General features: G+C 52.8%; 6 protein-coding genes and 1 pseudogene. 2 read left to right on the top strand and 5 right to left on the bottom strand.

Features of this window, described 5'->3' with window-relative positions; all coding sequences use genetic code 11:
- From ACGVKB_RS04905 to ACGVKB_RS04915, 3 genes and pseudogenes are all read right to left on the bottom strand, one after another.
- A pseudogene (locus tag ACGVKB_RS04905) lies at nucleotides 1-583 on the bottom strand (calcium-binding protein); the annotation flags it as partial.
- 86 nt (nucleotides 584-669) lie between these two features.
- Nucleotides 670-1,752: a hypothetical protein gene (locus ACGVKB_RS04910; RefSeq protein ID WP_392350161.1), complete on the bottom strand. Its 1,083-nt coding sequence runs from the start codon at nucleotides 1,750-1,752 to the stop codon at nucleotides 670-672.
- 22 nt (nucleotides 1,753-1,774) lie between these two features.
- Nucleotides 1,775-3,637: an SLC13 family permease gene (locus ACGVKB_RS04915; protein ID WP_392350162.1), complete on the bottom strand. Its 1,863-nt coding sequence runs from the start codon at nucleotides 3,635-3,637 to the stop codon at nucleotides 1,775-1,777.
- Between the two features lie 250 nt (nucleotides 3,638-3,887).
- On the opposite strand from ACGVKB_RS04915, the gene ACGVKB_RS04920 reads away from it, so the two are divergent.
- Nucleotides 3,888-4,823, top strand: coding sequence for an alpha/beta fold hydrolase (locus ACGVKB_RS04920; protein WP_392350163.1), 936 nt, complete (start codon nucleotides 3,888-3,890; stop codon nucleotides 4,821-4,823).
- On the opposite strand, the gene ACGVKB_RS04925 is transcribed toward ACGVKB_RS04920, so the two are convergent.
- Together ACGVKB_RS04925 and mgtE are read right to left on the bottom strand one after the other, a co-directional pair.
- On the bottom strand, nucleotides 4,808-5,806 hold the full coding sequence (locus ACGVKB_RS04925) for an RpoD/SigA family RNA polymerase sigma factor (protein WP_392350164.1): 999 nt from the start codon (nucleotides 5,804-5,806) through the stop codon (nucleotides 4,808-4,810). The two genes, ACGVKB_RS04920 and ACGVKB_RS04925, sit on opposite strands and share 16 nt — an antisense overlap.
- 52 nt (nucleotides 5,807-5,858) lie before the next feature.
- A complete protein-coding gene (gene mgtE, locus ACGVKB_RS04930) occupies nucleotides 5,859-7,319 on the bottom strand; it encodes a magnesium transporter (protein WP_392350165.1) in 1,461 nt (486 codons plus the stop codon).
- A gap of 72 nt (nucleotides 7,320-7,391) precedes the next feature.
- Here mgtE and ACGVKB_RS04935 point away from each other — a divergent pair, with 72 nt between their 5' ends.
- Nucleotides 7,392-7,871 carry a glutathione peroxidase gene (locus tag ACGVKB_RS04935; RefSeq protein WP_392350166.1) on the top strand — a complete coding sequence of 160 codons (480 nt, stop codon included), beginning with the start codon at nucleotides 7,392-7,394 and terminating at the stop codon, nucleotides 7,869-7,871.
- Nucleotides 7,872-7,984: the final 113 nt, after the last annotated feature.

A 7,984-nucleotide genomic window follows, 5' to 3' on the forward strand; every position in this document is an offset into this window, starting at 1 on the left:
CCGTGACACGGTCTTCCGCAACAAAGTCGACAAATTTCCCATTGGGCTTCACCTGTGTTCCCCAAGCGGAACTCAAGGGGTCCTGACCGCCTTTGGGAGTCACTTCAAGGCCAAAAACGTTGAAGACCTTGTCGAAGAGAAATCCACTGCCCTTCACCATCGACGCAGCAGTGGACTCATCTTCCAGATAGTCTGCTAACTGAGCACGATCGTAGTCAATATAGTGAATTTTTGAGCCTGTAAAAGTAACACCAGACTGCATCGTTTGGGGATACGTCTGAGGCGTGGGAGTCCGCGGCATAATTGACCCTTGGGACTCGGACTGATAAGCAATCCGAACCGTATCGTTGTCAACTAGCCAAGCACCAGAGCCGTCAGGGACACCGGTTAAAGCCTGTAAATCAGCGGGGGTACTCTTGTCTGCACGACTGGCATCCACCTCTCCCATCGTGGCCAAAGGCTTGAACTTGCCATAGGGATATTGCGTGTTCCCACTCTCACCATCGATTTGCCATTCAGGCGATACTGCCGAGCCAGCCTCTGCCATCACTGCAGAGGTCTGACCAATCAGCGTGAACGTCATTTACTTTTAGCAATGTCTCTAAATGCTAGCCAGACCCAGCAAAAAAATCCACATCCATTTCACGCCATGCTCAATATTTTAAGCAACTACTCATAATAATTTCCGGTTGAGCGCGCAAACGATGTATACAAATTTGGGAGCCGCCACTTCTGCTTTTGAATCGCTTTTTCCCGAAGAACAACTAACACTTGCTGATTTGTGACGTGACGCTGCTCCAAGGGAAGCTCTTCACCACTGGCCGCCAACCGAGCCAATTTTGCCGCAACCTCCCCCTGCTCAAAACCGGACATGGCCATCGATAACATTCCACCGTCCTGAACAAGGAATGACCAGGATCCAACGATGGGCAACTCAGAATTGGCCAACGCCCACTGCATCACCTCACCACTCGGCACAGACGGCAAGGTGATGCCAGCGTCTCCCTCTTGACCCGGCAAAGGACGCTGCTTCAGGGTGTGGTAGTTCGTGAGATAAATCAGATCTGCCGTTTCATTCGCCTCCAAGATCCCCTTCTTCCAGTCATCAAAGAAGACATACTCCTTAGAAGATACAAGCTCATGGGGGTTCCATTGAAAACCACGAACACGATCTACAACACTGGCTGAATAACTCGAGGTATCAGACAAATGATAGATCCGCAGTGCAGATTTACCCTCTTCTTCAACACCTTTGCTCTGAGATATTGCCTCAAACAATGGCCTTAACACAACATCCTCACGAATCCCGGTCACATTTTCGGCATCGACATAGCCATAACCCTCCGAAGAATTTTGGATGCCTGCGTAGACAATATCGACATCCGGCTTATCAATAAATTGAGTGCCGACCAAAAGCTGTGCATCATCATCAATCGTGACCACAACATCAGGTTTCCATCGATTAATCTCTCCGATGGCATTAATGGATGCTTTTTCCTTGCTGCGGGGATCCGGAAAACGCTTGGTGTCCATATAATGGTACTTAATCAAAGTATTATCAATACCCTTAAAGCCACGGTCGAGCCCAACATTGATGTCATTCACCCATTCGTAATCCGTGTTGTAACTATGAACGATCAGGATTCGCTTCTTGGATCGGATGTCGTAGGAGACAGCCCCAAACAACATCAACAGAAAAAGAAGGGGGAAAATAAATTTTGACTTTGAAAAAATGGAGCGCAGTGAATTCATCATGACTGATTGAGAAAATTAATTAGCTAATACCGGAGAGCTGCCAAACCGGGATCGCCAGAAGAACAGCAGCAATCCTGAATACATTGATCACCCAGTTGGCCTTCCAGAAAGATTGACGGTCAAGGCTCTGATCCGAGCGAATCGTTCCAAGGAAGCTGCTCAAAGCAGGATGCTGGTAGGGGAAAAAAGCTGCATCTGTAAACATGAGGCAGCACATGCACAGAATCCAGGGATTAACATTTTCGGCCGAAAAAAGAGGAATGAAAATCGTTGCCAGCAAAGGGCCACATAGTTTGCCGGGAAGGAAAAGCCTTAGCAGATAAACAATTCCAGCGAAAACGAGAACAAAAAGATATAAATTATAGGAAATTAATGATCCAAACCCCTGCATGGAGTTCGTCAAAAGATCATCAAAATCCGAATAGGGGATGGAGCTACTCAAGCCAACAATTGACGAGAGAAAGAGAAGAAAAGGCCAATCAACAAGCGATTTAACATCGCCACCTTTGACAATCCCAGTAAACAACAGATAGCAAAGAATCATCAAGCTAACCCAAACACTGCTGAATCCATGAATGGCAAGCGTCGCTGTTCCCACAAGAAAAATAAAGATGCTTCCCATCGCCGCATATTCAAGCGTTGTAAGAGGGCCAAGGAAAGTCAGCTGGGTGGAGATCAAATCACGACTAATCTCAAATCTGCTGCATTTCTTGAACAAAAAAGCCAGAGCAAATATACATAATAAACCAAATGGTACGGCTATCGCTAATGAATGATAAATCCACTCTCCATAGCCAAATGAGTCACGAACTTGGTTCGGCAAAAGTGCAAAAAGAATCAAATTATCCGACTTCGCAGAAATAAAGACGAATGAGAATGTACTGATACCAGCCCACATCGAAACGGTCATCAATGTGAACAAAGGCGAGCGATCCTGGAGGCGAAGATTTCTCTTCATATCGGTCAGAATCGGAGCCAAAATATTGGTTCGAGACGAAGCAGATGGCAAGATTGGATTCAAAAATAATGCCATAAAAAACATAATCAAGCCAAGGCTTGACTTCGTTTGCGGTGCTCGTTTCAAGATCAGCAAACACAATCGAAAGGCCAATCCCGACTGCTTAATCAATCCCCCAATAACAAACAAAGAAATCATGAACAAAAAGCTCTGATTCCCAAAGCCAGACAAAACGACTTCCTGAGGTGCAATATTCAGAAGCACCAGGCCAATCAGAATCGTGATCGCCGGCGCAAAAACGGGTACAACCTCACCAATCCAAAGGGCAAGACTGGCAAGCACCAATGAAGAAAAGATAATTTGGCCCGTATCAATGGATGTATTGACACTCAAGAAATAGTAATTAATGAGTGGCAGCACCAATGCCAAAATCCACCAGATTTCCTTGGTCCACGAAATAGATCCTTCTTTTTTCTCTTTGCGATATTGATCAAGAATGGCCGTATCGCCAAAGATAATCGAACGATAGACCGCCGAACGCAGATCATAATTCTCAGCAATCAGGCACGTAAATGCATCCTGATTGATCGACAACATTGTGCCGGAAGTGGTTGCAATGAGGGTAAACGGATGCGACTGATCACCATACGCCGCAACCTCATGACCCAAAAAACCCAAGGTCTGGTCGGGGATTTCATCATCCTGGGCGTGCTCAAGATTATTCGTAGAAACCAAACGGCCATCCAATTCCTTTTGAAGCAAGCCGCTCACAAAATAATGGACCGAATTAACAGCATCACCCTGCTCAAATATTTTATCTCCAGGGGCAAAGTTAACAACTTCGATATCAAGAACCAGCTGCGCTTTTGTCAGGTGATCTAATTCAGAAAACCAGGAAATCTCCTCGAGCTGAGAATGCTTCATCAAAAGCGTGGATTATTTTTTTTGAAGATAGCAAGCACACCTAGCGTCGACAACGAAAGCTTGAACAATTGAAGCAATGCTCAGACCAAGTAAAACCGCTCTTCCAGAACAAGATTGTTCAAAGTGAGCCACCACAAACACTCGTTCTTTTTGCAGACTGTCAACGTCCCATTGATGCATGAGCCGTTGCTAGGACGACACAGCATGGGCACAAAACCGCCACAGTGTTGCTTGCTCTGACGACCCATCAATGCCTGGTGCCCAGCCCGTTGCCTCCCTATGGGACTGGAATCAACATCAGATCGGCTGGTCAGTCTGCGGAGAGCAGGCAACATCTCCGGCTGTCCTGCTCATCCATGGATTTGGAGCCAACACCCGTCACTGGCGTTACAACCAACCCGTTTTGGGACTCCACCAACTCTGCTATGCCATCGACCTGCTGGGGTTCGGACGCAGCGATCAACCCAAGGCACGCCTGAGGTCAGAGCCTGAATCGAGCGATGCGGTGCATTACGGATTTGAGCTCTGGGCTGAGCAAGTCGCCACGTTCTGCCGGGAGATCATCGATCGTCCCGTGGTGCTTGTGGGCAATTCGATCGGCGGTGTCGTAGCGCTGCGGGCCGCTCAACAACTCGGCTCGGAACGGTGCCAAGGGGTCGTGTTAATCGACTGCGCTCAGCGCCTCATGGATGACAAGCAACTGTCCAAGCAACCGGCCTGGATGCGCTGGATTCGACCACTGTTGAAAACCATGGTGGGTCAACGCTGGCTGAGCACTGCCCTGTTTCGCAATGCGGCACGCCCTGGTCTGATTCGCAGCGTTCTCAAACAGGCTTATCCCAGCGGATTCAACGTCAATGAAGAATTGATCGATCTGCTGTACCGACCCACGCTTCGCGCTGGTGCTGCCGAAGCCTTCCGTGGATTCATCAATCTCTTTGACGATGCCTTGGCCCCTGACCTGATGCAAGGGATGACGATCCCTGTTCACTTGATTTGGGGGGACAAAGATCCCTGGGAACCGATTCAAGAAGCCAAACGATGGTCAGAGACCATTGATTGCATCCAATCGCTCGATGTTGTGACTGGTGGAGGACACTGCCCGCATGACGAATACCCCGATCAAGTCAATCGGATTTTGATCGGGGTACTGAAGAGTATTGAGCGGATTCAACAGGCGACGTAGGCCTCCACCTGGTCGCTAATCCGGCGCAATCCAGCCAGGCCATCGCGTTCCAGGTTGCGCACCCGATCACGACTCATGCCCAAGATCCGACCGATTCCGGTGAGGCTCATCGGATCTTCACCGTCCATGCCGTAACGCATCCGCAAGACCTGCTCTTGCATGTGTGGCAGCTGACCCAGAAGGCTGCGCAGATCACCCTTCATGCAGTCCTCTTCCACTTGCTGGCTGGGCAGTTCACTGTCACCCGACAGCAACTCCAGCAATTCGGTGTCATCACCATCGCCAACCTTCATCTCGAGGCTGACGGGATGGCGGGCACGGCACATCAGATCCTTGACGTCGTCCTCAGGCAACTCAACGAAGGCAGCCAGCTCGGTGACGGTGGGGGTACGACCCAGATCCTGACTCAACTCACGCTGTCCCTTCTTCAGCTTGTTGAGCATCTCCGTGATATGGATTGGCAGCCGAATCGTGCGGCTCTTCTCAGCAATCGCCCGGGTGATGCCCTGGCGGATCCACCAGTAGGCATAGGTCGAAAACTTGTAACCACGCGTGGGATCGAATTTCTCCACACCGCGCACCAAGCCGATGGTGCCCTCCTGGATCAGATCCAAGAGCTCCATGTTCCTCTTGGTGTATTTCTTGGCAACGCTCACCACCAGTCGCAGGTTGGCGGCAACCATGCGCTCCTTGGCGCGGCGTCCGTGTTGCAGCTTGCGCTTGAGCTTCACGACAGACAAACCGGATTCTTTCGCCAACAGCTCCTTGGTGGGCTTGCTGCCTTCACGGGCTTCCAGTTCTTTCTCCAGCTCTTCAAGCTCCATCAGGTCCTGGACCTGACGGCCGAGGGTGATCTCCTGCTCATGGGTGAGCAGAGGCACGCGACCGATATCACGCAGGTAGGACCGAACCAGATCGACATCGACGGAGACTTGTCGTGTTTGGGTCGGCGCTTTGGAAGCGATGGCGGCGGCGGGAGCCATGGGGCTTCGTTTAGTTATGTAAAGACTAACCCTAAGAAACGTAAACGAACTCTCAGAAAGCAGCGAACGGCAGGAAATGAGTAGAAATACCCCCAGCCTCCTGCAGCTGGGGCAGGTTGGTCAGCAACCAATCCGCGATCTTGAGATAAATCAATGTTCCTGCCACATCCGTGCAGGTGGTGATGAACGGGGTCGACATCAAGGCCGGATCCAGACCCATGCGGTCAAACAACAATGGGAAACCAGCCCCGGCCGTGGCCGCCAACGTGGTGATCGCCAGCAAGCTGAAGCCAACCGACAGCCCCACCAGGGCGCTCTCGCCCCGCCACCAGGCAAACGGCACCACCAAAATCATCATCAGAACTCCCAACAACGCTCCGGCCAGCAGCTCTCGGCCCACCGCCTTGATCGGCCCCAGGGCGCTGATGCTTTGCGTGCTCAGACCACGGATCACCACCGTTGAGCTCTGGGCACCAACGTTGCCCCCCGTCCCCCCGAGGAGAGGAATGAACGCAGCCAGCAGCACCACACGGCGCAGCACCTCTTCATTGGCGGCGATCACTTCCGATGTGAAGAAGCTGGCCACCACCAGAATCGCCAACCAGACCACGCGGCGGCGGGCCACCGTGAACAGATCACTGCTGAAGTAGTCGTCCTCATCGCCGGCCTGCACCGCACCTGCCGCATAGAGGTCACGGGTCGCTTCCTGTTCGATCACGTCGATGACGTCATCCACCGTGACGATCCCCACAAGGCGGTTCTCGAGGTCGACCACCGGAACGGCCAGAAAGTCGTAACGCTGGATCGTGCGAGCCACCTTTTCCTGATCGGTGTCCGTGCTCACGCTGAGCACGTCGGCGGTCATCACATCGCTGATCCGTGCGCTGGGATCCGCTGTCACCAGATCCCGCAACGACAGGATGCCGGTGAGATGTCGCCCGGCATCGGTGACATACAGCGAATAGATCGTCTCGGTATCGCGGGCACGACGCCGCACAATCTCCAAGGCGACCGCCGCCGTCTGGGCTTCCTTGAGATCGATGTACTCCGTCGTCATCAGACGACCGGCCGTCTCCGCCTCATAACCCAGGAGTTCGGCGGTCACCTTCCGCTCATCCGGGCTGAGCTCGCTGAGCAACTGACGCACCACCTTGGCCGGCAGCTCATCAAACAATTGCGCTCGGTCATCGGGTGACATCTCCTCGACCACCTCGCGCATCTCCTCGGAGCGCAACCGTGTCAGCAGGCTCTGCTGGGTGGCCGTATCCAGGTATTCGTAGACGCTGATGGCTTCGTTCTTCCCCAGAAGCCGAAAGGCAATGGCCTGCAATGTCGTCGGCAGATTGCCGATCGACTCAGCGATATCCACCGGCTGAACGGGTTCCAGCAGCCGTTTGACCGCGTCGTAGTTGCCGACAGACAACATCGATTCCAACTGCCGCGTCACCACGTCGACGAGCTCGAGGTTCTCGACGGCCAGCTCACTCACGCTCGGCCCCGTTGCTTCGCTCATCGATCTGCAGCCGGCCCACAAGTGTATGTGGGGCTGCCAGGGCTAACCTCGGGACCGCTTTTGTATCGAATCATGGCGGTCAGCCTGAGCAACGTCAGTGTTCGTACAGCCGACGGAGCCGACAAATCGTTGGGTGACTACGCCGGCAGCGTGCTGCTGGTGGTGAACGTGGCCAGCCGTTGCGGCTTCACTCCGCAATACGAAGGACTCCAAGCCCTCCAGGACAGCTACGGCGCGAAGGGTTTTGCCGTGCTGGGGTTCCCCTGCAACGACTTCGGCGCCCAGGAGCCCGGCAACCTCGACGAGATCAAGACGTTTTGTTCGACCAAATTCGGAGCCAGCTTCGAACTGTTCGACAAGGTGCATGCCATGGGCAGCACCACTGAGCCCTACACGACCCTGAACCAGACCGAGCCCGCCGGCGACGTGGCCTGGAACTTCGAAAAATTCCTCGTCGGTCGCGATGGCACCGTGATCAGCCGCTTCAAAAGTGGTGTCGCCCCGGACAGCGCCGAGCTGAAGGGTGCCATCGAAGCAGCACTCAAGGCTTGAGCCGCTGAATCGCACGTGCTGCACGTCTCCACCATGGTGTGTGCAGCACACTGGTCCAAAAAATTAGGCTGAGTTCAGACTCATTCAGCCAACCTTTCAGGTCCAGAATCATG

It is taken from the genome of Parasynechococcus sp. (genome assembly GCF_042954325.1).
Lineage (GTDB): Bacteria > Cyanobacteriota > Cyanobacteriia > PCC-6307 > Cyanobiaceae > Parasynechococcus.